At 73.2% G+C, this 25,350-nt stretch carries 21 protein-coding genes; 12 read left to right on the top strand and 9 right to left on the bottom strand.

The genetic code is table 11. The features are described 5' to 3' along the window. The first annotated feature begins 24 nt into the window (after window positions 1–24). From EAH89_RS20670 to EAH89_RS20645, 6 genes are read left to right on the top strand one after another with little or no spacing between them, the layout of a single operon-like run. Entirely contained in the window at window positions 25–1,164 is a 1,140-nt protein-coding gene (locus EAH89_RS20670) for an ABC transporter substrate-binding protein (protein WP_140885607.1), read from the top strand. Beyond that, window positions 1,161–1,940 (top strand): ABC transporter ATP-binding protein, encoded by a 780-nt coding sequence (locus EAH89_RS20665; protein WP_140885606.1) that lies wholly within the window; start codon window positions 1,161–1,163, stop codon window positions 1,938–1,940. Before EAH89_RS20670 ends, EAH89_RS20665 begins: the two co-directional genes overlap by 4 nt. Beyond that, window positions 1,937–2,668: an ABC transporter ATP-binding protein gene (locus EAH89_RS20660; protein ID WP_140885605.1), complete on the top strand. Its 732-nt coding sequence runs from the start codon at window positions 1,937–1,939 to the stop codon at window positions 2,666–2,668. Before EAH89_RS20665 ends, EAH89_RS20660 begins: the two co-directional genes overlap by 4 nt. Beyond that, complete coding sequence (locus EAH89_RS20655) at window positions 2,665–3,534, top strand: branched-chain amino acid ABC transporter permease (protein ID WP_140885604.1); 870 nt, start codon at window positions 2,665–2,667, stop codon at window positions 3,532–3,534. Before EAH89_RS20660 ends, EAH89_RS20655 begins: the two co-directional genes overlap by 4 nt. Continuing rightward, window positions 3,531–4,511 (top strand): branched-chain amino acid ABC transporter permease, encoded by a 981-nt coding sequence (locus EAH89_RS20650; protein WP_206667620.1) that lies wholly within the window; start codon window positions 3,531–3,533, stop codon window positions 4,509–4,511. Before EAH89_RS20655 ends, EAH89_RS20650 begins: the two co-directional genes overlap by 4 nt. Further along, window positions 4,508–6,673 (top strand): acetate--CoA ligase family protein, encoded by a 2,166-nt coding sequence (locus EAH89_RS20645; RefSeq protein WP_140885603.1) that lies wholly within the window; start codon window positions 4,508–4,510, stop codon window positions 6,671–6,673. The genes EAH89_RS20650 and EAH89_RS20645 overlap by 4 nt, the downstream gene beginning before the upstream one ends. On the opposite strand, the gene EAH89_RS20640 is transcribed toward EAH89_RS20645, so the two are convergent. Then, window positions 6,648–7,640 (bottom strand): NADPH:quinone oxidoreductase family protein, encoded by a 993-nt coding sequence (locus tag EAH89_RS20640; protein WP_140885602.1) that lies wholly within the window; start codon window positions 7,638–7,640, stop codon window positions 6,648–6,650. The genes EAH89_RS20645 and EAH89_RS20640 overlap by 26 nt on opposite strands. Window positions 7,641–7,747: 107 nt before the next feature. Between EAH89_RS20640 and EAH89_RS20635 the strand changes: the two genes are divergently transcribed. From EAH89_RS20635 to EAH89_RS20620, 4 genes are read left to right on the top strand one after another with little or no spacing between them, the layout of a single operon-like run. After that, a complete protein-coding gene (locus EAH89_RS20635) occupies window positions 7,748–8,989 on the top strand; it encodes an acyl-CoA dehydrogenase family protein (RefSeq protein WP_140885601.1) in 1,242 nt (413 codons plus the stop codon). Further along, the gene (locus tag EAH89_RS20630) at window positions 8,986–9,780 is read left to right on the top strand and encodes an SDR family NAD(P)-dependent oxidoreductase (RefSeq protein WP_140885600.1); all 795 of its coding nucleotides are present in this window, start codon (window positions 8,986–8,988) and stop codon (window positions 9,778–9,780) included. The genes EAH89_RS20635 and EAH89_RS20630 overlap by 4 nt, the downstream gene beginning before the upstream one ends. A gap of 4 nt (window positions 9,781–9,784) precedes the next feature. Continuing rightward, a complete protein-coding gene (locus EAH89_RS20625; RefSeq protein WP_140885599.1) occupies window positions 9,785–10,858 on the top strand; it encodes a phosphotransferase in 1,074 nt (357 codons plus the stop codon). 13 nt (window positions 10,859–10,871) lie between these two features. Further along, window positions 10,872–11,828 (top strand): SMP-30/gluconolactonase/LRE family protein, encoded by a 957-nt coding sequence (locus tag EAH89_RS20620; protein WP_241667126.1) that lies wholly within the window; start codon window positions 10,872–10,874, stop codon window positions 11,826–11,828. A 10-nt stretch (window positions 11,829–11,838) separates the two neighbouring features. Here EAH89_RS20620 and EAH89_RS20615 read toward each other — a convergent pair whose 3' ends face one another. From EAH89_RS20615 to EAH89_RS20580, 8 genes are all read right to left on the bottom strand, one after another. After that, window positions 11,839–13,050: a GGDEF domain-containing protein gene (locus EAH89_RS20615; protein WP_140885598.1), complete on the bottom strand. Its 1,212-nt coding sequence runs from the start codon at window positions 13,048–13,050 to the stop codon at window positions 11,839–11,841. Between the two features lie 80 nt (window positions 13,051–13,130). Then, window positions 13,131–15,143, bottom strand: coding sequence for an AI-2E family transporter (locus tag EAH89_RS20610; RefSeq protein ID WP_140885597.1), 2,013 nt, complete (start codon window positions 15,141–15,143; stop codon window positions 13,131–13,133). Window positions 15,144–15,317: 174 nt separating this feature from the next. Continuing rightward, window positions 15,318–16,034 carry a ribonuclease activity regulator RraA gene (locus EAH89_RS20605; RefSeq protein WP_140885596.1) on the bottom strand — a complete coding sequence of 239 codons (717 nt, stop codon included), beginning with the start codon at window positions 16,032–16,034 and terminating at the stop codon, window positions 15,318–15,320. Between the two features lie 10 nt (window positions 16,035–16,044). Continuing rightward, window positions 16,045–17,835, bottom strand: coding sequence for an L-arabinonate dehydratase (gene araD, locus EAH89_RS20600; RefSeq protein ID WP_408906309.1), 1,791 nt, complete (start codon window positions 17,833–17,835; stop codon window positions 16,045–16,047). Window positions 17,836–17,852: 17 nt separating this feature from the next. Beyond that, window positions 17,853–19,436 (bottom strand): aldehyde dehydrogenase (NADP(+)), encoded by a 1,584-nt coding sequence (locus EAH89_RS20595; protein ID WP_140885594.1) that lies wholly within the window; start codon window positions 19,434–19,436, stop codon window positions 17,853–17,855. Window positions 19,437–19,542: 106 nt separating this feature from the next. Further along, a complete protein-coding gene (locus tag EAH89_RS20590) occupies window positions 19,543–20,514 on the bottom strand; it encodes a Bug family tripartite tricarboxylate transporter substrate binding protein (RefSeq protein WP_140885593.1) in 972 nt (323 codons plus the stop codon). A 49-nt stretch (window positions 20,515–20,563) separates the two neighbouring features. Then, entirely contained in the window at window positions 20,564–21,655 is a 1,092-nt protein-coding gene (locus EAH89_RS20585) for an SMP-30/gluconolactonase/LRE family protein (RefSeq protein WP_140885592.1), read from the bottom strand. 88 nt (window positions 21,656–21,743) lie between these two features. Next, window positions 21,744–22,673, bottom strand: a complete 930-nt coding sequence (locus tag EAH89_RS20580) for a dihydrodipicolinate synthase family protein (RefSeq protein ID WP_140885624.1) — start codon at window positions 22,671–22,673, stop codon at window positions 21,744–21,746. A 237-nt stretch (window positions 22,674–22,910) separates the two neighbouring features. On the opposite strand from EAH89_RS20580, the gene EAH89_RS20575 reads away from it, so the two are divergent. Together EAH89_RS20575 and EAH89_RS20570 are read left to right on the top strand one after the other, a co-directional pair. Continuing rightward, window positions 22,911–23,627 (top strand): FadR/GntR family transcriptional regulator, encoded by a 717-nt coding sequence (locus tag EAH89_RS20575; protein ID WP_140885591.1) that lies wholly within the window; start codon window positions 22,911–22,913, stop codon window positions 23,625–23,627. Between the two features lie 413 nt (window positions 23,628–24,040). Continuing rightward, window positions 24,041–25,345: an MFS transporter gene (locus tag EAH89_RS20570; protein ID WP_140885590.1), complete on the top strand. Its 1,305-nt coding sequence runs from the start codon at window positions 24,041–24,043 to the stop codon at window positions 25,343–25,345. The last annotated feature ends 5 nt before the right edge of the window (window positions 25,346–25,350 follow it).

Genomic DNA, 25,350 nt, shown 5'->3' with positions numbered 1-25,350 from the left:
ATGGCGGCCCTGGAGGACGGACCGATGATGATCTCCCGCAAGCAGTTCCTGGGGCTGGGCGCCGCGGCGCTGGCGGCCCCGCGCCTCGCCCGCGCGGCGGACCCGGTGAAGCTGGGCGCCATCTTCCCGCTCAGCGGCGGCACGGCGGTCCAGGGGGTGCATGTCTGCGAGGCCATCGAGATCGCGGCCGCCATGGTGAACGAGGCCGGCGGCGTCCTCGGCCGCCCGATCCAGGTGATCCGGCGCGACGACGAATCGACGCCGGCGGTCGGCGTCAGCCGCGCGAACGAGCTCATCGGCGAGGGCGTCTCCGTCATCATCGAGGGCTGGAACAGTCCGGTGACGCTCGCGATGCAGACGGTGATCGCGCGCGCGGGCGTCCTCGACATCACCGCCATCTCGAAAGCCGACCAGATCCTGACGGGCGGCGGCAACCCGCTGGCGATTCGCCTCAACTCCTCCAACGCGCAGGACGGGCGGATCATCGCGCAGCACCTGAAGGCGATGGGGGCGAAGCGGATCGCGTTCCTCACGCAGAACGACGCCTACGGGAACGGCGCGCAGGCCTCGATCGAGGGCGAGCTGAAGGCGCTGGGGCACGACTACACCAAGGCGGGCGAGGAGCGCTTCCCCTTTCCCCAGGCGGACTTCCGCGTCGCGCTGACGAACCTGCGCTCGGCCAACGCGGACGCGATCGTCGCCATCAACGCCAACGAGGGCTCGGGCCTGCCGGCGCTGCTTCGCCAGGCGCGCCAGATGCGGCTGCGGGGGGAGATCGTGACCGCCGTCGGCACCGTGGCGCCGAGCGTCATTCAGGTGGCCGGCGACGCCGCGAACGGAATCGTCGGCGCGGACATCTACTTCCCGAAGGTGGAACCCTTCGCCTCCAACCCGGTCAACCAGGACTTCGTGCGCCGCGCGGAGGAGCGGATCCGCTACACGCCGGACAAGTTCATGGCGCTCGGCGCGACCTCGCTGCAGGTCTGGGCCATGGCCGCGAACGAGCTGCGGACCCTCGACCGGGAGAAGGTCGCGAACCGCATCCGCGGCGGGTCCTTCAAGGGGACGGTCTTCGGCGACATCGCCTTCGCGCCGGACGGGCAGCTCGGCTCCAGCCACCGGCTCTTCACCGTCAACGAGGGCCGGATCGAGGTCCGGGCGTGATCCAGGCCGGGCCGGACCCCGCGCTCCGCGTCGAGGGGCTCGGCGTGCGCTACGGCGCGCTCGTCGCGCTCGACGGCGTGAGCTGGGAGGTCCGGCCCGGCGAGATCCTCGGCATCATCGGGCCGAACGGGGCGGGGAAGAGCTCCTGTTACGACGCCACCACGCACATGACGGCACGGAGCGGCCGGGTCTGGCTCCTGGGCCAGGAGGTGACGACCCGGCCGCCGCACGGCCTGGCCGCGCTCGGGCTTAAGCGCGCCTTCCAGCAGAACGCCTTCTTCGCCTCGCTCAGCGTGCTCGACAACATGGTGGCGGTGCTGGCGCGCGAGGCCGGGACGGGGCTGCTGGCGAGCCTCCTGCTGCCCTGGCGGGAGGCGGCGCGGCGCCGAGCCCTGGAGGAGGAGGCGGCCGCCCTGCTGGAACGCTTCGGCGTGCCCCGCGCCCTGCACGCCCTGCCGCCGGGCAGCACCCCCTACGGCAGCCAGCGGATGCTCTCCATCGCCCTCGCCTTCGGGCGCGGGGCGCGCGTGCTGATGCTGGACGAGCCGGCCGCGGGACTGGGCGGCGCCGACATGGCCGCCCTGGCCGCGGTGCTGCGCGGGCTGCGGGAGGAGGGCGTCGCGGTGGTGGTGATCGAGCACCACATGGACCTCATCATGTCGGTCGCCGACCGCATCCTGGTGCTGGAGCAGGGCCGCCCGCTGGCGACGGGCACCCCCGCCGAGATCCAGCGCGACCCGCGGGTGCTCGAGGCCTATCTGGGGCAGGCGGCATGACGCGGCCGGTGCTGGAGGCGCGCGACCTGCGCGTTGCCTACGGCGGCAACGTCGCGCTCGACATCCCGCGCCTCGCGGTCGCGCCGGGCGAGCTGGTGGGCGTCGTCGGCGCGAATGGGGCCGGGAAGTCCACGCTGGTGAACGCGCTGCTCGGCTGGTCGCGCGGCGCGCCCTCGGTCTCGGGCAGCGTGCGGCTGGACGGGGAGGAGATCGGCGCGCGGCCGCCGCACGCGCGCGTCGCGCGGGGCCTCGCCCTCGTGCCGGAGGGCGGCGCGGTCTTCCTCCGCCTCTCGGTGGCCGACAACCTCGCCGCCGCCAACGTTCCACGGGGAAGCGGGCGGCGCGGCTACGACGAGGAGGAGGTCTACGCCCTCTTCCCCCGCCTGCAGGAGCGTCTGCACCACGCGGGCTCCGCCCTCTCGGGCGGGGAGCGGCAGATGCTGGCGATCGCGCGCGCCCTGCGCCTCGGCCCGCGCGTGCTGCTGCTGGACGAGCCCTCGATCGGCCTCGCCCCGCGCCTCGTGTCGGAGGTGCTGCGGACGGTGCGGGGCCTGGTGGGGCCGAACCTCTCCGTCCTGCTGGTCGAGCAGAACGTGCGCGCCGCCATCGAGGTGGTGGACCGCCTCGTCCTGCTGGAGCGGGGCCGAATCCTGGCGGAGGGTCCCGCGGCCGCCATGCGCGACGATCCCCGCATCCTCGCGGCCTATCTCGGGGAGGCCGTGGCGTGAACCTCGTGCAGCAGCTCATCAACGGCGTGGTGCTCGGCCACGCCTACGCGCTGATCGCGATCGGCTGGACGGTCCTGCTCGGCGTCGCGCGGCTGGTGAACTTCGGGCACGGGCAGATCTACATGCTCGCGGCCTTCGTCACCTGGTGGGCCACGGCGTCGCTCGGCCTGCCCTACCCGCTCGCCATCCTGCTGGCGATGGGCGCGGGCGTGCTGGTCGGGCTGGTGATGCAGGCGGCCATGCTGCGCCTCACCTTCGCGCAGGACCTCGTCTCCATCATGATCGTGACGCTCGGCTTCGGTCACCTCATGCGCGGGGTCGCGGGGCTGGTCTTCGGCGGCAACCCGCAGGTGCTGGAGACGCCGCTGAGCCTCGTGGACTTCGAGCTGGCGGGGGCCTGGGTGACGGGGCAGGACCTGCTGATCGTCGCGGCCGGCATCCTCGTCTTCGTGCTGCTGCACTACGGGCTGGAGCGCGGCTCGCTCGGCCGCACCGCGCGGATGGTGGCGGAGGACCCCAAGCTCGCGCAGCTCGCCGGCATCGACGTGCGGCGCGTCTACTTCGCCGTCTTCGCCTTCGAGGGCGCGGCGGTGGCGCTGGCGGCCGCCCTGGTCGCGCCGCGCACGCCCATCCTGACGAGCATCGGCTTCGAGGAGGTGATCGTGACCTTCGTGGTCGTCGTCCTCGGCGGCATCGGCTCCGTGGCGGGAAGCTACGTCGCGGGCCTCGGCCTCGGCGTCTTCACGGCGCTCTTCGGCGGCTTCGTCTCGCCGGCCTACGCGACGACGGCGGCCTTCGCCGTGCTGATCGTCGTCCTCGTGCTGCGCCCGGGCGGACTCTCGCTGGGCGGGAGGGCCGGCCGGTGAGGGGGCCGCTGCGTGCCCTCCTCGCCGCCGTCGCGGCCGCGGCGCTGCTCCTGCTGCCGGGCTGGGCGGGCGGGCTGCACGGCGCCTTCGCCGTGATCGCCATCATGGCCGTGGCAGCCTACGGGCTCGACATCGTCGTCTCCGACCTCGGCGAGGTCAGCCTGGCGCACACGGTCTTCTTCGCGGCGGGAGCCTACGCGACGGCCCTGCTCTCCACTCGGCTCGGCGCGGGGTCCTGGGCCACGCTTGCGGCGGCGCTCACGGCGGGCGCCCTCCTCGCCGCCGCGCTCGGGCTGGTCACGCTGCGGCTGCGCGAGTTCGTCTTCTCGCTCGTCACCTACGCGGCCACCGTCGTCGCGGCGGCGGTGGCGCACAACTGGCCGCTTCTCGGCGGGTCGGACGGCGTCTCGGCGATCCCGACGCTCGACCTCTCGGTGGGGCCGCTGCGGCTGGCGGCGGGGAACGACGCGCAGCTCTGGCCCTACGCCCTCGTGCTGCTTCTCCTCACGCTCTACGCCGTCCGGCAGTTCCGCCGCTCGCGGCTCGGCGCCATGGCGATGATGGTGCACCTCAACCCGCGCCTCGCAACCATGTCCGGCATCGACGTCGGGCGGGTGCGGCTCCTCGTCTTCGTGCTCTCCTCGCTGTTCAGCGCGGCGGCGGGCTGGCTCTACGCCTACCAGCGCGCCTATGTCGGCCCGGACCTCTTCGAGACCTACTTCCTCGTGCTGATGCTCACCGCCGTGGTCCTGGTGGGACGGCGGCGCCTGCTGGCCCCGCTCATCGGCACGGCGCTCATCGTCGGGCAGGAACGCTTCCTGTCCTTCGGCGGGGACGTCAACGCGATCATCCTCGGCGGCGCGCTGGTCACGGCGCTCGCCATCCTGCCGGGCGGCCTGGACGGGACGCTGCGCCGCCTGTTCGCGCGCCCGGCCCCGCGGCCCACCGCCGAGAGAGAGCCCCTCCCGCAGCCATGACGCCCCACCTCCCCGCCCCGCGCCCCGTCTACCGGCGGGAGGACCTCCGCGCCCTGCTCGACCCCGCGGTGATCGCCATCGTCGGCGCCTCCGCGCGCGGCGGGTCCTTCGGGGAGCGCACGGCGCGCAACCTCTCGGGCTTCGCCGGGCGGCTGCACCTCGTGAACCCCCGCTACGACGGGATCGGCGACCAGCCCTGCCACCCCTCCCTCGCCGCGCTGCCGGAGGTGCCGGACCTCGTGGTGGCGGCAACGCCCATGGAGGCCTGCGAGGGCGTGGTGCGCGACTGCGTCGCCGCCGGCGTGCGCGGCCTCATCCTCTACGCCGCGGGCTTTGCCGAGACCGGCCGGCCGGAGCGCGTGGCGCTGCAGCACCGGCTGGTGGCCATGGCGCGGGAGGGCGGCCTCCGGCTACTCGGGCCGAACTGCATCGGGGTGGTGGACTACGTCCGCCGGGCGGAGATCAGCTTCGTCGCCCTGCCGCGCCCCGCCTCGCCCCCCGTCCGGCCGGCGCTGGGCATCGTCAGCCAGTCCGGCAACCTCGGCTTCGCGCTCGCCCAGGCCGTCGAGGCCGGCGCGCAGGTCGGGCGCGTCCTTACCTGCGGCAACTCGGGCGACGTCGACGTGGCGGACCTCGTCGCGGCGCTGGCGGAGGACCCCGCCTGCTCCGCCATCGCCCTCCTGTTCGAAGGCATGGCCGATCCCGCCCGGCTGCTCGAGGCGGCCGCGATCGCGTGGGAGCACGACAAGCCGATCGTCGTCCACAAGCTCGGGACGGGGGAGCAGGGGGCGGCGGCGGCGATGTCCCACACGGGATCGCTCGCGGGATCGGAGGCGGTCTACCGTGCGGCCTTCCAGCGCGCCGGCATGGTCCTGTCCGAGAGCTTCGAGGGGCTGCTCGAGCTCGCGAGCTTCCTCGCCAAGGCGCCGGCCCCACGCGCCGCGGGGGTGGCGGTGGTGTCCACCTCCGGCGGCGCCGCGATCATGGCCGCGGACCGGGCGGAGGCGCGCGGCGTGGCGCTGCCGCAGCCGGGGCCGGAGGCGCAGGCCGTGCTTTCCGCGCGCATCCCGGAGTTCGGCTCCGCGCGCAACCCCTGCGACGTGACGGCGCAGGTGCTGAACGACCCGGGATCGCTGCAGGACTGCATCGGCGCGCTGCTGGGCGACCCGGCCTACGGCACCCTCGTCGTCCCCAACGGCTTCGCCTACGACGTGGCAACGCCGCGCTTCCGCATGATGGGCGAGTTGGCGGCCCGGTACGGCAAGGTCGCCTGCGTCGTCTGGACCACGCAGTGGCTGGAAGGCCCCGGCGCGCGCGAGGCCGAGGGCGAGGAGAGGGTGGCGCTCTTCCGCTCCATGGACCGCTGCATGGCCGCCATCGCCGCCTGGCAGGCGCGGCACGAGCGGCGATGCGCCGGCCCCGTCATGGCCACGCGCCTCGCCCCGCCCGGCGCGAGGGAGGCGGCCGCGCGCCTTCTCGACCAAGCCAGCGGCGCGGTGCTGACGGAGCGCGAGGCCAAGGCCGTGCTCGCCGCCTACGGCGTGCCGGTGGTGGCCGAGACGCTGGCGACCGGGGCGGAGGAGGCCGTCGCCGCGGCGGACGCGGCGGGCTACCCGGTCGTGCTGAAGGTCGAGAGCCCCGCCTTGCCGCACAAGACCGAGGCCGGCGTCATCCGCCTCGGCCTCGCGGGGCCGGAAGCGGTGCGCGCGGCCTTCGCGGAGGTGATGGCCAACGCGCGCCGCGCCGCGCCGGGCGCGCCCATCCACGGCGTGCTGGTGCAGCCGATGGTGCCCGCCGGGATCGAGGTGGTGGTCGGCGCGCGCCGCGACCCGCTCTTCGGCCCGACGGTGCTGGTGGGCATGGGTGGCATCCTCGTGGAGCTGCTGCGGGACACGGCCGTGGCGCTGGCGCCGGTGAGCCACGGCGAGGCGCGGGCGATGCTGGCGGGGCTGCGCGGGGCGCGGCTGCTGTCGGGCTTCCGCAACCTGCCGGCGGTGGACCTGGACGCTCTCGCCGGCGTTGTCCAGCGCGTCTCGGAGCTCGCCGCCGACCACGCGGGCCGCATCGCCGAGATCGATGTGAACCCCGTGATCGCCGCGGGCGCGCGCCTCGTCGCGGTGGACGCGCTGATCGGCCTCAGCCCGGCGCCCCCGCATGGGTGACCAGCACGAGCTTGCCCGTGGCGCGGCGCGCGCCGAGCACCTCCAGCGCCTCCGCCGCGCGCTCGAGCGGGAAGCGCTGCGACACCGCCGGCTGCAGCCGCCCCGACGCCACCCAGCCGAAGAGCCGGGCGAGCATCGCGCGGTTGGCCTCCGGCTCGCGCCGCGTAAACTCGCCGTAGAGCACGCCGGTGACCGCGCAGTTCTTCAGCAGCACGAGGTTGAGGGGGATGCGCGGGATCTCCCCCGCCGCGAAGCCGACCACGAGGTAGCGCCCGCGCCAGCCGATGGAGCGCAGCGCCGGCTCGGTGTAGGGGCCGCCCACGGGGTCGAAGACCACGTCGGGGCCGCGCCCTTCGGTCAGCGCCCGCACCGTCTCGCGCCATCCCTCCGCGGAATAGTCGATCAGGCCGTCCGCCCCCGCCTCCCGGCAGGCCTCCAGCTTCTCCGCGGAGGACGCGGCGGCGAGGACGCGGGCACCCACCAGCTTGCCGATCTGGATCGCAGCCATGCCCACGCCGCCGGACGCGCCGAGCACGAGCAGCGTCTCCCCCGCCCGCAGCGCGCCGCGGTCCTCCAGCCCGTGCAGCACCGTGCCGTAGGCGAGGCAGAGCGCGGCCGCGTCCTCCGACGAGACGCCGTCCGGCACCGCCACGGCCTTGGTGGCGTCGAAGGCCACGCGCTCGGCGAAGCCGCCATGGGTGATCGCGGCCGCGACCCGCGTGCCGACGGCGAGCCCCTCGACGCCCTCGCCCAACGCCTCCACCACTCCGCAGACCTCGGCGCCGGGGGTGAAGGGAAGCGCGGGCTTGTGCTGGTAGCGGCCCTGGATGATGAGCGTGTCCGGGAAGTTCACGCCCGCCGCCTCGACGCGCACGAGAACCTGGCCGGCGAGCGGCCTGGGATCGGGCACCTCCTCGACGCGCAGCGCCGAGGGCGGTCCCAGCTCGCGGCAGATGACGGCCTTCATGATGCGTTCCTTCCCCTTGCGGCTTCGCGCGGCGGATCAATCATGGCATCTGGCCGTGGCACGGATACCGGCACAAGACCGAAGCAGGCACCCAACGGAGACGCCCGATGAATTTTGACTTCTCGCCAAAGGTGCAGGATCTCCGCGCCTGGCTGCAGGCCTTCATGGACGAGCACATCATCCCGAACGACCGCCTGCACCACGAGCAGCAGGCCGCGATGACCGACCGCTGGCAGCCCGTGCCGATCACGGAAGCCCTGAAGCCGCGCGCGCGCGAGGCGGGGCTGTGGAACCTCTTCCTTCCCGCCTCCGGCCACGGCGCGGGGCTGACGAACCTTGAATACGCGCCGCTGGCCGAGATCATGGGCCGCATTCCCTGGTCGAGCGAGGTCTTCAACTGCTCCGCGCCGGACACCGGCAACATGGAGACGATCGAGCGCTACGGCACGGAGGCGCAGAAGGAGCGCTGGCTGAAGCCGCTGCTCGCCGGCGAGATCCGCTCCTGCTTCGCGATGACCGAGCCCGACGTCGCCTCCTCCGACGCCACCAACATCCAGACGCGGATCGAGCGCCAGGGCGGCGACTACGTCATCAACGGCCGCAAGTGGTGGTCCTCCGGCGCGGGCGACCCGCGCTGCGCGGTCTTCATCGTCATGGGCAAGACCGACCCGGACGGGGCCGACAAGCACCGGCAGCAGTCGATGATCCTCGTGCCCCGCGACACGCCGGGCCTGACGATCAAGCGCATGCTCCCCGTCTTCGGCTTCGACGACGCGCCGCACGGCCACGCGGAGCTGCTGTTCGAGAACGTGCGCGTTCCCGCGGAGAACATCCTTCTCGGCGAGGGACGCGGCTTCGAGATCGCGCAGGGGCGCCTCGGGCCGGGGCGCATCCACCACTGCATGCGCGCCATCGGCCTCGCCGAGCGCGCGCTCGAGATGATGTGCCGCCGCGCGCTGGAGCGCCGCCCCTTCGGCAAGCCGCTGGCCGACCAGGGCGTGATCGTGGACCGCATCGCCCAGTCCCGCATCCTCATCGACCAGTGCCGCCTGCTCACGCTGCACGCGGCCTGGCGGATGGACACGGTCGGCAACAAGGTGGCGCGCACCGAGATCGCCGAGATCAAGGTGGCCGCGCCCGACATGGCCTGCCAGGTGATCGACTGGGCCATCCAGGCCCATGGCGGTGCCGGCGTGACCGAGGATTTCGGCCTTGCCTACATGTACAAGATCGCGCGCACGCTCCGCATCGTCGACGGGCCGGACGAGGTGCACAAGTTCCAGCTCGGCCGCATGGAGCTGAACAAGCACCGCCCGCCCCGCAACTCCCAGGCGGGGGCGGCGGCGTGAGCGGGGCGCCCTCCCTCTTCGACCTCGCGGGCCAGGTCGCGGTCGTCACCGGCGCCTCGCGCGGGATCGGCCGGGCCATCGCGCTGCGCCTGGCCCAGCACGGGGCGCGCGTCGTCGTGTCGTCGCGCAAGGCGGAGGCCTGCCAGCTCGTGGTCGAGGAGATCGCGGCCGCTGGCGGCGAGGCCTTCGCCCAGGCCTGCAACATCGGCCGCAAGGAGGACCTGCAGGCGCTGGTGAACGCGGCCCTGTCGCGCTGGGGGCGAATCGACGCCGCGATCTGCAACGCGGCGGTGAACCCGCATTTCGGCCCCATGGCCGGGCTGCCGGACGAGGCCTTCGACAAGATCATGGCCTCCAACGTGCGCTCCAACCTCTGGCTCGCGAACATGGTCGCCCCGGGCATGGCGGAGCGGGGCGGCGGCGCGATCGTCATCGTCTCCTCGATCGGCGGGCTGCGCGGCTCGCCCGTGCTCGGCGCCTACGGCATCTCGAAGGCAGCCGACATGCAGCTCGCCCGCAACCTCGCGGTGGAATGGGGGCCGCGCAACATCCGCGCGAACTGCATCGCGCCCGGGCTCGTCCGCACGGACTTCGCGCGCGCGCTCTGGGAGAACCCGGACATCCTGCGCAAGCGCACGCGCGACACGCCGCTGCAGCGCATCGGCGAGCCCGACGAGATCGCGGGCGCCGCGGTCTTCCTCGCCTCCGCCGCCGGCCGCTTCATGACGGGGCAGACGATCGTCATTGACGGCGGCGTGCTCGCGGGATCGCCCTCCATGGGCGATGACTGACGCCGTGGCGGAACCCTCCGCGGCCGGCGCGCCGGTGCTCGTCCCCGTCCTCGACAACCACCGCTTCGACGAGGCGGCGCTCGCGCGCTACCTCGCGGGCCGCCTGCCGGGCTTCGACGGGGCAGGGCTGGTGGTGCGGCAGTTCCAGGGGGGGCAGTCGAACCCCACCTTCCATCTCGGCACGCCCGCCGGCGGCTACGTGCTGCGCAAGAAGCCGCCCGGCCGCCTCCTGCCCTCCGCCCACGCGGTGGAGCGCGAGTTCCGCGTCATGGCGGCGCTTGAGGGCAGCGGCGTTCCGGTGCCCCGGATGCGCCTTCTCTGCGAGGACGCCTCGGTCATCGGCACCCCCTTCTTCGTCATGGACCACGTCCCCGGCCGCATCTTCGCCGACCGCGTGATGCGGGAGGGCGACGCGGCGGAGCGGCGCGCGGTCTACGACGACCTCGCCCGCGTGCTGGCCGCTCTGCACGGCGTGGACTGGCGCGTGGCGGGGCTCGGCGACTTCGGGCGCGCCGAGGGCTACATGACCCGGCAGATCGCGCGCTGGACCGCGCAGTGGGAGGCCGCGAAGGTCGAGGAGATGCCGGCCATGGACCGCGTCGCCGCCTGGCTGGCCGCGCATCCCGGCACGGCGGAGGAGACAGCCATCGCGCACGGCGACTACCGCCTGGGCAACGTCATCCTCCACCCGACCGAGCCGCGGATCGTCGCCGTGCTCGACTGGGAGCTGGCCACGCTCGGCCACCCACTGGCCGACCTCGCCTATGCCTGCCTGACCTACCACCTGCCCCCGGGGCCGACCGGCCTCACGGGCGTGCTGGGCGCGGATGTTCCGCCCGGCCTGCCCTCGCAGGACGAGTTCGTCGCCGTCTATTGCCGCGCGGCCGGCCGCCCGGTGCCGGAGGACCTCGACGTCTTCCTCGTCTTCTCGATGTTCCGCCTCGCCTCCATCGTCGCGGGCGTGTGGCGGCGGGCGCTGGACGGCAACGCGGCGGACCCGCGCGCCATCGGCTACCGGGAGCGCTACCGCGGCATGGCGGAGGCGGCCTGGGCCATCGCGGAGAGGGTGGGCGCGTGAGGAGGAGGAAGGCATGACAACGATGAACCCGGCGGGGCGGGACGCGATGGCCGTCACGGGCGCCCGCGTCCTGGCGGAGGGGCTGCGCTTCCCGGAGGGGCCGGTCGTCCTGCCGGACGGCCGCCTCGCGCTCGTGGAGATCGCGGCGGGGCGCGTCACCGCGGTGGGGGCCGACGGCACCAAGTCGGTGATCGCGACGCCCGGCGGCGGCCCCAACGGCCTCGCGCGCGGGCCGGACGGGATGCTCTACCTCTGCAACAACGGCGGCTTCGAGTGGATCGAGGGCGGCGGCGTCCTGCGCCCCCATGGCCAGCCGCCCGACTACGCGGGCGGGCGGATCGAGCGGATCGACCCCGCCTCGGGCGCCGTCACGCGCCTCTACGACGCCTGCGACGGGCGCCCCCTGCGCGGGCCAAACGACCTCGTCCTGGATGGCCAGGGCGGGATGTGGTTCACCGACCTCGGCAAGGTGCGCGCGCGCGACCGCGACCACGGCAGCGTCCTCTGGGCCGCGCTCGACGGCAGCCGGATCGTCGAGGCGGCGCATCCCGTCCCCGGCGGCGCCAACGGCATCGGCCTCTCCCCGGACGGGCGGACCCTCTACGTCGCGGAGACCGAGACCGGCCGGCTCTGGGCCTTCGACATCCTCGGCCCGGGGTCGCTGCGGAAGGACCCCTGGCCGAGCCCGCATGGGGGCCGCCTGCTTCTCCAGACACCGGGATTCCGCCGGCTGGACAGCCTGGCCGTGACCGCCGCCGGCAACATCTGCGTCGCGACCCTCGTCGAGGGCGAGATCACCACGGTCTCGCCGGACGGCGAGGTCCTGGACGTCCTGCGCTGCGACGAGCGGATGCCGACCAACATCTGCTTCGGCGGCGAGGACCGGCGCACCGCCTACGTCACCCTCTCCAGCACGGGGCGGCTGCTGGCGCTGCCCTGGCCGGAGCCGGGCCTCGCGCTGGCCGGGTGAGCGCGCCCGCCTAGCCGCCGCCGGCGGGCACCACGCGGTTCCGCCCGGCCGCCTTGGCCGCGTAGAGGGCCTGGTCCGCCGCGCGGACCAGGGCGGAGGGCGGGGTGGCGGCGGAGGGGCGCATCGCCGCGACGCCGATGCTGACGCTCACGAAGCCCTCCCCCACCCGGCCCGGGTGGAAAACGCGGAGGGCGGCAATGGCGGTCCGGATGCGCTCGGCGATCTCGGCGGCCTCCTCCAGGCCCGTGTTGGGCAGCAGGACGACGAACTCCTCGCCCCCGAAGCGCGCGGGGATGTCGCGGTGTCCCCGCACATGGCCGGAGACCGCGCGCGCCACGGTCGCGAGGCATCGGTCCCCCTCGGGATGGCCGGCCGTGTCGTTGAACAGCTTGAAGTGGTCCACGTCGATCATCATCAGCCCCACCTCCCCCCTGCCCTGCCAAGCCCGGGCGAGCGCGGCGTCGAAGAAGCGGCGGTTGGCGAGGCCGGTCAGCGCGTCCGTGTCAGACAGGGCGCGAAGCTGCTCGTTCGATCGCGTGAGCGCCACCGCCCGTTCGTGCAGGCGCAGGCCGAGGAGGAAGCTGCGCCGCGCCTCCCGCCCCGCGCGCAGCTTGGCGAGCATGGAGAGCACCACGGCCGTGTGCGACCCCACGATGTCCTCGGCCGGCACGCCCAGGGTTGGGTCCCCGAGGGCCGGGCCGAAGGTCAGCACCTCGCCGAGGAGGAGGGAGACCGCGGTGTAGGCGATGGGCAGGCGGAAGCCGTTGGGCATGAAGAAGTGCCCGATGATCGTGCCGAAGGCGAAGACGTTGAGGGACCGCGCGGGGTTGAAGGGCGTGCACCCCGCGAGGAGCACGAGCGTGGTGGTCATCGAAAGCGTGTAGAGCGCCGCCGCCGCCGTGGCCTCCAGGCGCCGGCGCCGGGGTCGCCTCATCCACCACAGGGCGATCGCGCAGAGGGGCACGACCAGGCCGAGGCGCCCGAGGAGGGCCGCTTCCCGCACCCCGGGACCGGGAAGGACGCTGAGGTCGAGGGCGAGGAAGACGAAGCTCATGCCGAGCGTCGTACGGATCCAGAACCGCACCTGCTGGCGGCCGGCGGCGTCGCTCTCCGAGAGGAAGTCGCCCTCCGCCGGCGGGACGACGCCCCCCCGCGGCGCGGCCATGGCGGCCGCGGCATGGCCCACCTGCTGGAAAGGGGCGAGAGCCCCCGGCGATCCCATGCGGCTCCCCCGGTCCGGTCAGAGAGCCGAGGGAATAGGGGCGAGACCCTAACGGGAGGCTAACGCCGCGCCCCCCGCGGTCAGCCCGGCAGGACCCTCTCGGGCACCGGCCTGGCCTCCGCCGCCGGGGCGCCCGACGCGGCGACCTTCAGGCACTGGGTGACGGCGTCGTGCAGGGAGGCCGTGAAGTAGTCCGCCCCCACCGCCTTGGCCTGGGCCTTGTCCGTCAGGACCGCCTCCCCCTCGGGCCAGAGGCCGACCAGCAGCGGCACGCCGGGCAGGCGCTGCCGCAGGCGGCGCAGGAGGTAGCGGAGATGCGCGGGGTTGCCGGAGATGTCGAGGTAGGAGATGCAGACCATGGCCACCCCGGTCGGGTCGAGCTGGCCGACCTGCTCGCGCGAGCTCGCCTCGTGCGGCACCACCCGCGCGCCGACCCCGTGCTTCTCGAGAAGCTGTGACAGCATGGCCGAGGCGGCCTCGTCCAGCGGCCCCCGACCGGCCAGGCAGAGGACCGGCCGCTCCGTGGCCCAGGCGCCCGGTCGCTCCGCGCGCGGCGGCAGGGGCACATCGGGCGCGCGCTCCCCGGGCGCCGGCGGCTCGGCCGCCTCGGCGTTGGCGGTGGTGGGCGCCGGCCGGGGCGGCGGATCCTCGTCCGCCATGCCCGAGAGGTCGTTCACGAGGGCGTAGGCCGCGTTGCGCAGCCGCTCCAGCCGGTCCTGCGGCAGCACCCCGCGCGAGGCGTCGTTGGCGGCGAGCCGCAGCCCCTGCAGCGCCACCTCGTCGTAGTAGGAGGTGAGGGAACGGTCCTTCAGCATCGTCTCCGCCTGGGAGAGCGCCTCGTCCGTGTCGCCGGCCAGCATGCGCTGGTAGAAATTCTCCACCGGGGTGAGCGCCGGCCGGTCGCCCAGCATCACGTCGAGGAAGGCGAGGCGCTCCACGTGCCGGCCGAGCACGACGAGGCAGAGCGTAAGGGGGGTGGCCAGGATCAGGCCGATGGGTCCCCAGAGCCAGGTCCAGAAGATCGCGGCGATGATAACCGAGATGGGCGAGAGACCCGTGCTGTGGCCGTAGACCAAGGGCTCCACCACCTGCCCCATCACCGGCTCGGCGATGAGGAAGAGCGCGGCCGTCCACAGCACCATGGACCACCCGGGCTCCGTCCCCGCCGCCAGCACCAGGGGCAGCGCCGCGGCCAGGATCGCGCCGACATAGGGCACGAAGCGGAAGAGCGCCGCCAGGATGCCCCAGACGATGGGGCTGGGCACGCCGATGGCGAAGAGCCCGACGGTGATGATCACCCCGAAGGCGCTGTTGAGCATGAGCTGGGCGAGGAAGTACTTGCTCAGCCGCCGCCCCGCCTCGTCCAGCGCGTCGGTCGTCCGGTGCAGGTCGTCCGACCCGAAGAGCCGGATCAGCCGGTCCCGCAGGTCCGCCTGCTGGAGGAGCACGAAGACGGCCACGATGAAGACGATGAGCGTCGTCTCCAGCGGCCCGACCACCGGCGAGAGGAACTTGCGGGCGAGCTCGAGCGCCGAGGAGCCGCCCTGCTGGATCTCGACGGGCACCGGCCGCCGGTCGCTCCCTCCGCCGAGGCCCGGCAGGGAGGGCGCGGCGGGCGCCGCCTCGGGGGCGGGCGCCGGGGCGCCGGGCGGCCCGTCATGCGGGGGAAGCGGCTTGGCCTCGTTGTTCAGGCGGCGCGACAGGTCGTTGATGCGCCCGAAGACCGCCTCCTGCGCCGACTCCACCTTCTGCTGGATGGCCGTCTGGTAGCGCGGCGCGTTGCTGGCCAGCCCCGCGATCTGCACGCCGATGATGCTGCCGATGAGGGAGAGTAGGCCGAGCGCCAGGACCACGGAGAGCAGCACCGCCGCCACGCGCGGCAGCCGCAGGCGGCGGAAGAGGGCGACCACCGGGGCGAGCACGAAGGAGAGCAGGATCGCCAGCGTGATCGGGATGAGGACCTCGCGCGCGAGGTAGAGGGCGGCGACGATGACCACGCCCACGATGACGGTGAGCAGGTGGGAGAGCTCGGGACTGGGCGGCGGCTGGACCTGGACCGGCGGGCGCGGCTCCGGCAGCATCGTTGTACCCATGACCCGTCCACCTCGTCCGTCCTGATGAGGGAAGGAACGCGGCGGCGGCGCGATCGTCGTCAGGCCCCGCGCCGGGCCACGGGGCGGAACGGAAGGCCCGCCGCCGTCAGCCGGATGCGGGGCGGCCTTCCGCGCCGTGCCGCCCGGGCACGACGCGGGGGCGCGGTCGCTCCCTTAGCGGCCCTTCTCCTGCCGCCACTGCTTGAAGGCCTCGAGGTTCTTCGGGTCGGTGGCGGGGTACAGGCCCGGAAGGGCCTGGCCCTGCCGGACCCGCTCGGTCGCGAAGTCCTCGTAGGCCGTCATCTCCACCGCCTCGGCCGCGACCTCGTCGGCGATGGCGGCGGGGATGACGATCACGCCGTCCCCGTCGCCGAGGATGACGTCGCCCGGGAAGACCGGCGCGTCGCCGCAGCCGATCGGCACGTTGGTGTCGATCGCGTGGTTCAGCGTCAGGTTGGTGGGGGCGGAGGGGCGCTGGTGATAGGCGGGGATGTCCATCTGCGCGATCTCGGCGGCGTCCCGGAAGCCGCCGTCGGTGACCACGCCGGCGACGCCGCGGACCATCAGCCGCGTCACGAGGATGGAGCCCGCGGAGGCCGCGCGCGCGTCCTTGCGGCTGTCCATCACCATGACGGCGCCGGGCGGGCAGGTCTCGACCCCCTTGCGCTGCGGGTGGCTCGGGTCCTTGAAGACTTCGATGCCGTTGAGGTCCTCGCGCGCGGGGATGTAGCGCAGCGTGAAGGCCTCGCCGACCATGCTCTCGGCGCGCACGCGCAGCGGCTGGACGTTCTGGATGAACTGGCTGCGCAGGCCGCGCTTGAAGAGGATGGTGGCGACGGTCGCGGTGCTGACGGTCTTCAGCCTCGCGCGCGTCTCGTCGGACAGGGCCATGGGCGTTCTCTCAGTAGATGACGGGTTCGGGGACGGGGGCGCCGAATTCGGTGCGCAGGAAGTCGAAGTCGCACCCCTCGTTCGCCTGCTGGATGTGCTTGCTGAACATGTAGCCGTAGCCCCGCTCGAAGCGCGGCTCGGGCGCGACCCAGGCGGCGCGGCGGCGCGCCAGCTCCTCCTCGGGCACCTCCATGTTGATGGTGCGCGCGTCGACGTCGAGCGTCACGATGTCGCCGGTCTTCAGCAGGGCGAGCGGCCCGCCGATGTAGGATTCCGGCGCGACGTGCAGCACGCAGGCGCCGTAGGAGGTGCCGGACATCCGCGCGTCCGACATCCGCAGCATGTCGCGGTGCCCCTCCCGCAGCAGCCGCTTGGGCATGGGCAGCATGCCCCATTCGGGCATCCCCGGCCCGCCCTGCGGTCCCGCGTTGCGCAGCACCATCACCGTGTCGGGGGTGAAGGGATAGGCCTCGTCGTCCACCGCCTTCTTCATGGAGGGGTAGTCGTCGAACACCACCGCCGGGCCGGAATGCTTCAGGAAGCGCTGGTCCATCGCCGCCGGCTTGATGACGCAGCCGTCGGGCGCGAGGTTGCCCTTGAGCACCGCGAGCGACCCCTCGCCGTAGATCGGGTTCGCGGTCGTTCGGATGACGTCGTCGTTGAAGACCTTCGCGCCCTCGATGTTCTCGCCGAGCGTCTGCCCGGAGACGGTCAGGCAGGAGAGGTCGAGGTGCTCGCGGATGCGCCCCATCAGCCCGCGGATCCCGCCGGCGTAGAAGAAGTCCTCCATCAGGTAGGCGTTGCCCGAGGGCCGCACGTTGCCGATGACGGGCACCTTGCGCGAGTAGCGCTCGAAGTCCTCGAGCCCGATCTCCTGCCCCGCGCGCCGCGCCATGGCGATGAGGTGGATGATGGCGTTGGTCGAGCAGCCCATGGCCATGGCGACGGCAATGGCGTTCTCGAAGGCCGCCTTCGTCTGGATGCGCTGCGGCGTCAGGTCCTCCCAGACCATCTCCACGATCCGCCGCCCGCTCTCGCTCGCCAGGCGGATGTGCCCGGCATCGGCCGCGGGCACGGAGGAGCCGCCCGGCAGCACCATGCCCACGGCCTCGGCGATGGCGGTCATCGTGCTCGCCGTGCCCATGGTCATGCAGGTGCCGTAGGAGCGCGCGATGCCGCCCTCCACGCCCAGCCAGTCCTGGTCGGTGATCTTGCCCGCGCGCAGCTCGTCCCAGTACTTCCAGGAATCCGAGCCCGAGCCGAGCACCTTGCCCTGCCAGTTGCCGCGCAGCATGGGCCCCGCCGGCAGGAAGATCGCGGGGATGTTCATCGACGTCGCGCCGAGCAGCAGCCCCGGCGTCGTCTTGTCGCAGCCGCCCATCAGCACCGCGCCGTCCACGGGATGGCTGCGCAGCAGCTCCTCCGCCTCCATGGCGAGGAAGTTGCGGTACATCATCGTCGTCGGCTTGACGTAGCTCTCGGACACCGAGATCGCCGGCAGCTCCACCGGGAAGCCGCCCGCCATCAGGATGCCGCGCTTCACGTCCTCCACCCGCTGCTTGAAGTGGACGTGGCAGGGGTTGAGGTCGGACCAGGTGTTCAGGATCGCGATGATCGGCTTGCCTGTCCACTCCTCCGGGCTGTAGCCCATCTGCATGGCGCGCGAGCGGTGGCCGAAGCTGCGCAGGTCCGCCGGGCCGAACCAGCGGGCCGAGCGCAGCTCCGCCGCGGTCTTGCGCGCCGGCCTCGCGGTGCCGGGTTCGGCCTCGAGCTCAACCGGCGGCAAATCGGGATCGGGCATCGTCGTCATCCTCTCGCTCACGCCTGGGCCAGCTTGCCGTCGATGCGGCGCCAGAGCCCCATGGGGTTACCGTCCCGCAGCGCCGGCGGCAGCAGCGCGTCCGGCATGTCCTGGTAGCACACCGGGCGGAGGAAGCGGGCCACGGCCAGCGTGCCGACCGAGGTGGACCGCCCGTCGGACGTCGAGGGGTAGGGCCCGCCATGCACCATCGCGTGGCTCACCTCCACCCCCGTCGGGTAGCCGTTGACGAGGATGCGCCCCACCCGGCGCTCGAGCACGGGCAGCAGCGCGCGCGCCATCTCCACGTCGCCGTCTTCCATCTGGATCGTCGCGGTGAGCTGGCCCTCCAGCCCCTCCGCGAGCCGCAGCATAGTTTCCACGTCCGGGCAGCGGATGACGAGGGAGGCCGCGCCGAAGACCTCCTCGGCCAGCGCGGGGTCGTCCATGAAATGGGCCGCCGTGGTCTCGAACAGCGCGGCCTCGCCCTGCGTGCCGGCGCTCGCGACCTGGCCCGAGGCGACCTTGCGCACGCGGTTGTTGCCCGCGAGGTGCGCGACGCCCGCCTGGTAGGCCTTGAGGATGCCCGGCGTCAGCATCGTCTGCGCCGGCGCCCCGCCAAGCGCTTCCGTGGCGGAGGCAAGGAAGGCGTCGAGCTCCGGGCCTTCCACGGCCAGGACGAGGCCTGGGTTGGTGCAAAACTGCCCGGCGCCGAGCGTCAGCGAGCCGACGAAGGCCTTGCCGATGGCCGCGGCGCGCTTCGCCATGGCCTGGGGCAGCAGGAAGACCGGGTTGATGCTGCTCATCTCCGCGTAGACCGGGATCGGCTCGGCCCGCGCCGCCGCGGTCTTCATCAACGCGGTGCCGCCGGCGCGCGAGCCCGTGAAGCCCACGGCCTTGATGCGCGGGTCCGACACCAGCCCCTGCCCGACCACCTGGCCCGAGCCGAACAGCATGGAGAAGACGCCCTCGGGCAGGCCGGAGGAGGCGACCGCCGCCTGGATGGCGCGCCCGACGAGCTCGGAGGTGCCGGGATGCGCGGAATGGGCCTTCACCACCACGGGGCAGCCGGCGGCTAGCGCCGAGGCCGTGTCGCCGCCGCCGACCGAGAAGGCGAGCGGGAAGTTCGACGCGCCGAAGACCGCGACGGGGCCAAGCGCGATCATCCGCACCCGCAGGTCCGGCCGCGGCAGCGGCGTGCGGTCGGGCAGGGCGGGGTCGATGCGCGCGGAGAGGAAGGTGCCGTCCCGCAGCTCCGCGGCGAAGAGGCGAAGCTGGCCGACCGTGCGGCCGCGCTCGCCCTCCAGCCGGCCGCGGGGCAGGCCGCTCTCGGCCATGGCACGGGTGATCAGCTCGTCGCCGATCGCGAGGATGTTCGCGGCGCAGGCCTCGAGGAAGGCGGCGCGGGCCTCGGGCGTCGTCTCGCGGTAGGTGTCGAAGGCGGCCCAGGCCAGCGCGCAGGCGCGGTCCACGTCGGCCGCGGTGCCGCCGCCGAAGGCCGGCTCCATGGGCTGCCCGGTCGCCGCCTCGACGGCGCGGACCGGCTTGTCGCCGCCGCGGAGCGCGGTGGCCCCGATCAGCATCTCGCCCGTGATGGTGGTCATGCTCTGAACTCCTGCTGCCGCGTCCGCGGCGCGTGCGTGCCGTCGCCCGGTGTCGGGAGACGGGGCGGGGAGACGGGGGCCGGGGCGCGATCCCCGGCCACCGGCCCTAGTCGAGGCTGATGTTCGCGCGCTTCGCGACCTCGCCCCAGCGCTGCGTCTCGCTCGCGACGAAGGCGCGGAACTCCTCCGGCGAGTTGCCGACCGGCGTGATGCCGAGATCGGCGAAGCGGCCCTGGACGAGAGGGGTGGCCAGCGCCGCGCGGGCCTCGGCGTTCAGGCGGGCGACGATCTCGGGCGGCACGCGGGACTGGGTGAAGAAGCCGTGCCACGAGAGGCTCTCGAAGCCGGGAACCGTCTCCGCGATCGCGGGCACGTCGGGTGCGGTGGGGCTGCGCTGGAGCGAGGTGACGCCGAGGACGCGCATCTTGCCCTCCCGCGCGAAGGGCCAGACGGAGGAGAAGTTGTCGAAGGCCATCGGCAGCTCGCCCCCGAGCAGCGCCGTGGTGATCTGCCCGCTGCCGCGATAAGGCACGTGCTCGATCGTCGTGCCCGTGAGCTGCGCGAAGAGCGTGCCGGCCAGGTGGACCGAGGTGCCGACGCCCGAGGAGCCGTAGTTCACCTCGCCCGGGCGGGCCTTGAGGTAGGCGATCAGCTCCGGGATGGTGCGGGGCCCGAAGTTGTCGGAGACGGCCAGCGCGTTCGGCTGCGAGGCGAGCTGCGTGATCGGCGCGAAGTCGCGCAGGTTGTTGTAGGGCAGGCGCGGGTAGATCGCGGGGTTGATGGCGTGGCTGCTGATCGTGCCGAGGCAGATGGTGTAGCCGTCCGGCGCCGCCCGCGCGCAGGCCTCGCTGCCGAGGTTGCCGCCGGCGCCCGGGCGGCTCTCCACCACCATCGGCTGGCCCATGGCCTTCGACATCTCGGTGCTGACGAGCCGCGCCACCGTGTCCGAGGTCCCGGCGCTGAAGGGCACGATCACCCGGATCGGCTGGTTCGGGTAGGGGCGGCCCTGGGCGAGGGCGGGCCCCGCGGCGAGCGTGAGCAGCGCGGCGGCGGCGAGGCGGCGGCCGTGAGCGAGCATGGGCGGTTTCCTTCCTGTGCGGCGTCGCCGCGAACGCGTGGGGCGCGGCTCAGACCGCGCCGTGGGCCTCGACATAGAGCGCGTAGAGGGAGTGCGAGCTCGTCATGTAGAGGCGGTTGCCCTTGGGGCCGCCGAAGCAGAGGTTGGCGCAGCGCTCGGGCAGGCGGATATGGGCGATCGGCTTGCCCTGCGGGTTGAAGACCATCACGCCGTCGAGCTCCTCGGGCTTGCCGCGCGGAGCGTAGACCATCCGGCCGCCGACGCGCGTGGGCTCGGCCTCGAGGTTGCCGTCGCTGCCGTAGCCGCACCAGAGATTGCCGTCGCGATCGACGCGGAAGCCGTCGAGGGCCGCGGAATCGGTGGCGTCGATGAGCTTGACGCGGTTGGAGAGGCTGCCATCCGCGCCGACGTCGTAGGAGAAGATGGAACGGGCGGGCGCGGGGTTGCGGCCGACGACGTAGAGCTTCTTCTCGTCGGGCGAGAAGGCGAGGCCGTTGGGCAGGACGAGGTCGGTGATGACGGCGTCGAGCTTCCCGTCGGGCGTCAGGCGGTAGACGTTGGTGGTGGCCTGCTCCGGCGTCGCGCGGCTGCCCTCCCACTCGCCGAGGATGCCGAAGGTGGGATCGGTGAACCAGATGCTGTCGTCGGACTTCACCACGATGTCGTTGGGCGCGTTGAGGCGCTTGCCCTCGAAGCGGTCCGCGAGGACGGTGATGGAGCCGTCCTTCTCGGTGCGCGTCACGCGGCGGGTGACGGAGTGCTCGCAGGTCACCAGCCGGCCCTGGCGGTCGCGGGCGTTGCCGTTCGCGTAGTTCGCGGGCTGGCGGAAGACGGTGAAGCTGCCGTCCTTCTCGTCGTACTTCATGATGCGGTTGTTGGGGATGTCGCTGACGAGGAGGTAGCCGCCGTCCGGGAAGTAGGCGGGCCCCTCCGCCCAGCGCATGCCGGTCGCGAGCTGCTCGACCGTGCTGCTGTAGAGCCGGTACTTCGCGAAGGACGGATCCAGGATCTGGACCGCCGGGTCGGGGTAGCGCTGGTTCGGCGCGAAGGGAAAGGACTGCGCCCCGGCGCCGCGGGCCAGCGCGGCCGCGCCCGCCATGCCGCCGGCCATCCGCAGGATGCTGCGCCTCGTCGTGCTCATTCCCGTCGTTCCCCTTCGCTTTGTTGATCGCTGTGTCCGGACGCGCGGCCGGGCTCTCCGTCCCGGGCCGCGCGCCCCTCGCCCGGTATCAGGCCGCCTTGCGGGCCGCGGCAAGCCCCCATTTGGCCAGGCTCTCGGCCAGGCGGGTCGCCTGGCGGTCGGTCAGCGGCCAGGCGCCGGGCGGGCGGACATGGCCGCAGTCGTTGCCCATGAGCTTCAGCGCGGCCTTCACGACGGAGACGTTGGTGCCGTTCCCCTCCTCGGCGCGCAGCTCCTCGAAGGCGCTCATCGTGGCGATCAGCGCGTTCGCCTTCGGGTAGTCCCCGGCGGCCAGCGCGGCGTGGATCGCGACGGACTGCTCCGGCCAGACGTTGATGAGGCCCGAGGTGAAGCCGCGCGCGCCGACCGCGGTCAGCGGCGGCGCCCAGACCTCCGCCAGCCCGCCGACCCAGACGGTCTTCGGGTCGGCCCGGCGGATCGCCTCGGCCAGGCGTAGCGGCGCGGGCGAGGCCCACTTCACGCCGACGACGCCGGGGATGGCGCAGAGCTGCTCGATCGCGTCGAGCCCGATGCCGTCGTTGCGGAGGTAGAGCACGATGGGCAGCCCCTGCCCCGCCTCGGCCACGCGCTTCACGTAGGAGACCACGCCGCGCGGCGCGACGAAGGGGTCGGGCGGCTGGTGCACCATCAGCGCGGAGGCGCCGGCGGCCTTCGAGGCGCGGGCGAGCGCCACCGCGTCGCCGATGCTGCGCCCGACGCCGCCGATCACCGGCACGCGCCCGCTGACCATCTCGGCCACCGCGTGCACCATGCGCTCCGCCTCGGCCGTCGTCAGGCCGTAGAACTCGCCGGTGTTGCCGTTGGCGGTGAGGATGTGCACGCCCGCCGACACCGCGCGGTCGATGACCGGGCGCAGGAGCTGCGGCGCGATCCGGTCCTCGCCGTCGAAGGGCGTGACGAGGATGCCGGAGATGCCCGGCAGGGCGGAGAGGAAGTTGGGGGTCGGCGAGGTCACCATCATGTCCTTCGTCAGGGAGGCGCGGCGTCGTCGAGGAGGGCCGGCGCCCCGCGGGCCCGGCCGGAGGCGCCGGGCACCCCTGCGCCCCCGCCTCCCGTCCACGACCGGCTGGGTTCCCCCTCGCGGGCCGCCGCGGCCTCGGCCGGGGCGCCCGGCCGGAACCTGTCATCGACACTGGCTTCCCGTCAACCTGCCTGACAAGATGGATGGGAGATTTCGAGTCCAGGGGAGGCCGTCATGGGCGAGTTGAAGCTGGTCCGCCGGCAGCGGGAGAGGCTCGGCGACCAGCTCTACGGCCAGATCCTGGAGAGGATCATCGCCGGCGAGCTGCGCGAGGGCGACAAGCTGCCCTCGGAGAACCAGATCTGCCAGGCCTTCTCCGTCTCCCGCCCGACGGTCCGGGAGGCCCTGATGCGCCTGCACGCCGACGGGCTGGTGACGACCCGCCAGGGCTCCGGAACCTTCGTGAAGAAGCGCCCCTCCGACCAGCTCACCCGCCTCGTCAGCGTCTCGGACATCGCGGGGATGCTGCGCTGCCTCGAGGTCCGCATCGGGCTCGAGGGGCAGGCCGCGTCCCTCGCCGCCCAGCGCCGGAGCGTGCCGGAGATGGAACGGATCCTCGAGGCGCTGGCCACGCTGCGGGCGAGCTTCACCGACGAGGCGGTGCCCGCCCTGGCCGACTACGCGTTCCACCGCGCCGTCGCGAAGGCGAGCGGCAACGCCTTCTTCGCCGAGCTGCTGGAGATGCTGAGCGGCCCGATCCAGGGCGCCATGGGCGTCGCGCTCGGCCTCACCCGCGCCGGCTCGAAGGAGCGCGCCCGGCGCGTGATCGAGGAGCACGAGGCCATCGCGGAGGCCATCGAGGCGGGCGATGCCGAGGCCGCGGGGCTGGCCATGCGCTACCACCTGAACCGCTCCCGCCAGCGCGTCACGGACGGCCAGCGCGACCTCTAGGCCCCTCGCCCACGGGGCACCCCGGCACCTGCCAGACATGTTCGCGTTTTAACCTGCGCTTTCATGATCTGTCTGACAGGCTGTCCCCGTCCCCGCGGCCTTGCGGGACCGGGCTGGCGCTGCCGCTTCCGCGTCCCCGCAAGGTCCGGCCCGCCCCCGCCAGGAGGGCGGAGGGGACGGCAGGCCGCCGCAACGCCGGCCGGAGGGAAGGAAACGAGATGACATCCATCGCACGCCTGGGCGGCGGCCCATGCCCGTCGCCGCGCCCCCGAAACCTCCCCCGGCCGGAAGCGGCGCGCGGCGCCTAGCCACCCCGCGCCCCGTCCCTGGCGCCAGGGACCAAGGGCACGTCGCCCGCCGCCGGCGCGGTCCCGCGCGGGGCGACGACGCAACGAAGCCGCGAGAAGGTCATCATGAACGAATCAGGTCGTGGAGCGCCCGGGGTCGGGCCAGCGGGGCATTACCGCTGGGTCATTGTCGCGCTGCTGTTCTTCATCACCACGGTCAACTACATGGACCGCAACCTGCTGGGCGTGCTCAAGCCGACGATCCAGGGCGAGATGCACTTCAGCGAGAGTGACTACGGCGACATCGTCTTCGCCTTCAGCATGGCCTACGCAGCAGGCTACGCCAGCATGGGCGCCTTCACCGACCGGGTCGGCATTCGGCTGGGCCTGGCGGTGGCCGCCGTCATCTGGTCGGTCGCCTCCAGCGCCCACGGCCTCGTCACCACCGTCGCAGGCTTCACCCTCGCCCGCATCCTGCTCGGCCTCGGCGAGGGCGGGAACTTCCCCACCTGCATCAAGGCGGTCGCCACCTGGTTCCCGGTGCGCGACCGGGCGCTGGCGACCGGCGTGTTCAACTCGGGCAGCAACATCGGCGGCCTCCTCGCGCCGCTGATCGCCGCCTTCGTCACCGCGCATTTCGGCTGGCAGGCGGCCTTCTACGTGACGGGCTTCGTCGGGATCCTCTGGGTCGTGTTCTGGCTCGTCGCCTACCGCGCGCCGGAGGAGCACCCGAAGGTTTCCGCGGCCGAGCTCGCCTACATCCAGAGCGACCCGGACGTGCCGCTGAAGCGGGTGCCCTGGGTGGAGCTGTTCCGCTACCCCGGCACCTGGGTCTACATCGTCGGCGGCGTCCTCACGAACCCCGTCTGGTGGTTCTACAACAACTGGGTGCCGAGCTTTCTCTTCTCGAAGTTCAACATCAACCTCATGGCCCTCGGCCTGCCGCTCGTCGTGATCTACCTCATGACCGACGTGGGCTCGGTCGGCGGCGGCTGGCTCTCGGGACGGTTCATCCGCGCGGGGATGGGCGTGTTCAACGCGCGCAAGGCGGCCCTGCTGACCTGCGCGGCCTGCACCGTGCCCGTCTTCCTGGCGCCGCGGGTGGAGGGCATCTGGACGGCCGTGCTGCTCATCGGCCTCGCCATGGCGGCGCACCAGGGCTTCTCGGCGAACCTGTTCACGCTCGTCTCCGACACCATGCCGAAGAACGCGGTGGCCGGCGCGGTCGGGCTCGGCGGCGGCATCAGCTCGGTCCTGAGCGGCTTCTCCGCCAAGGTCGTCGGACGCCTGCTGGACGCGACCGGGAACAACTACACCCTCATCTTCTTCGTGGGGGCGGCGGCCTATGTCGTGGCGACCCTGCTGATCCACGTCCTGCTGCCGCGGCACCGGAACGACCTCGTCGCCCCGGCCCAGGCGCCCGCCGAGTAGCCCCG

Origin of the sequence: Muricoccus nepalensis (assembly GCF_006438825.1) — a bacterium.
GTDB lineage: Bacteria > Pseudomonadota > Alphaproteobacteria > Acetobacterales > Acetobacteraceae > Roseomonas > Roseomonas nepalensis.
Note: the sequence above shows the minus strand (reverse complement) of the source record. Positions and strands in the feature narration are given on the sequence as shown.

What these genes read in the sequence shown, in the direction of transcription:
- EAH89_RS20590 (WP_140885593.1), bottom strand. Translation starts at nt 20,514, where the DNA reads ATGCTCGCTCACGGCCGCCGCCTCGCCGCCGCCGCGCTGCTCACGCTC.
- araD (WP_408906309.1), bottom strand. Translation starts at nt 17,835, where the DNA reads ATGCCCGATCCCGATTTGCCGCCGGTTGAGCTCGAGGCCGAACCCGGC.
- EAH89_RS20605 (WP_140885596.1), bottom strand. Translation starts at nt 16,034, where the DNA reads ATGGCCCTGTCCGACGAGACGCGCGCGAGGCTGAAGACCGTCAGCACC.
- EAH89_RS20615 (WP_140885598.1), bottom strand. Translation starts at nt 13,050, where the DNA reads ATGGGATCGCCGGGGGCTCTCGCCCCTTTCCAGCAGGTGGGCCATGCC.
- EAH89_RS20595 (WP_140885594.1), bottom strand. Translation starts at nt 19,436, where the DNA reads ATGACCACCATCACGGGCGAGATGCTGATCGGGGCCACCGCGCTCCGC.
- EAH89_RS20645 (WP_140885603.1), top strand. Translation starts at nt 4,508, where the DNA reads ATGACGCCCCACCTCCCCGCCCCGCGCCCCGTCTACCGGCGGGAGGAC.
- EAH89_RS20580 (WP_140885624.1), bottom strand. Translation starts at nt 22,673, where the DNA reads ATGGTGACCTCGCCGACCCCCAACTTCCTCTCCGCCCTGCCGGGCATC.
- EAH89_RS20585 (WP_140885592.1), bottom strand. Translation starts at nt 21,655, where the DNA reads ATGAGCACGACGAGGCGCAGCATCCTGCGGATGGCCGGCGGCATGGCG.
- EAH89_RS20635 (WP_140885601.1), top strand. Translation starts at nt 7,748, where the DNA reads ATGAATTTTGACTTCTCGCCAAAGGTGCAGGATCTCCGCGCCTGGCTG.
- EAH89_RS20610 (WP_140885597.1), bottom strand. Translation starts at nt 15,143, where the DNA reads ATGGGTACAACGATGCTGCCGGAGCCGCGCCCGCCGGTCCAGGTCCAG.
- EAH89_RS20660 (WP_140885605.1), top strand. Translation starts at nt 1,937, where the DNA reads ATGACGCGGCCGGTGCTGGAGGCGCGCGACCTGCGCGTTGCCTACGGC.
- EAH89_RS20670 (WP_140885607.1), top strand. Translation starts at nt 25, where the DNA reads ATGATGATCTCCCGCAAGCAGTTCCTGGGGCTGGGCGCCGCGGCGCTG.
- EAH89_RS20575 (WP_140885591.1), top strand. Translation starts at nt 22,911, where the DNA reads ATGGGCGAGTTGAAGCTGGTCCGCCGGCAGCGGGAGAGGCTCGGCGAC.
- EAH89_RS20640 (WP_140885602.1), bottom strand. Translation starts at nt 7,640, where the DNA reads ATGAAGGCCGTCATCTGCCGCGAGCTGGGACCGCCCTCGGCGCTGCGC.
- EAH89_RS20620 (WP_241667126.1), top strand. Translation starts at nt 10,872, where the DNA reads ATGACAACGATGAACCCGGCGGGGCGGGACGCGATGGCCGTCACGGGC.
- EAH89_RS20570 (WP_140885590.1), top strand. Translation starts at nt 24,041, where the DNA reads ATGAACGAATCAGGTCGTGGAGCGCCCGGGGTCGGGCCAGCGGGGCAT.